This window comes from Rhodopseudomonas palustris (genome assembly GCF_003591005.1).
In the GTDB taxonomy this organism is placed as follows: domain Bacteria; phylum Pseudomonadota; class Alphaproteobacteria; order Rhizobiales; family Xanthobacteraceae; genus Rhodopseudomonas; species Rhodopseudomonas palustris_K.
On record NZ_QYYD01000084.1, the window covers coordinates 1 to 535 of the forward strand.

General features: G+C 61.7%; 1 protein-coding gene. It reads right to left on the reverse strand.

Annotated features, from left to right (window positions below; genetic code table 11):
* A partial coding sequence (locus tag D4Q52_RS26075) for an MFS transporter (protein WP_119859480.1) occupies nucleotides 1–535 on the reverse strand: 535 nt, incomplete at both ends.

The window sequence follows — 535 nt, forward strand, 5'->3', positions numbered from 1 at the left end:
CCAGGGATCCACATCAGCACCCCCGCCAGCAGGCAGCAAATCACCGACTGCCACATCAGCGTCGGGAAGCGTTTGTTCGGCCGGCCGGCAAACCAGGCGCCAAAGAACGCCGCCGGGATCGGCAGAATAAACAGAATGCTGACCGACATACTCCTCAGACCCAGTACCGCGCCCATCAGCACGCCGGAACAGGCTTCGAACACTGCAATTCCCGCCAGGCCGCCGATCAGCATCAGCAGATAGCAGTTGAATGCGCCGGTACCGAACAGCGTTTTATAGTTGGTGATGAGCCGGGTACGCGGCGCGCCGGTGGGCCGGGTTTCCGGCATCCAGCGCGCCATGCTGAAGGTGACGCCGGCGCAAAGTACCAGCAGAAATACGAAGCAGGCCCGCCAGTTCCATAAGGTATCGACAATGCCGCCAATCAGCGGCGCCAGCAGGGGGCTAACCAGAATCCCCATATTCACCAGGCTATTGGCGTGCCTGAGCTGCGCCCCTTCATACAGATCGCGCTGCAGGGTTCGCGCCATCACGC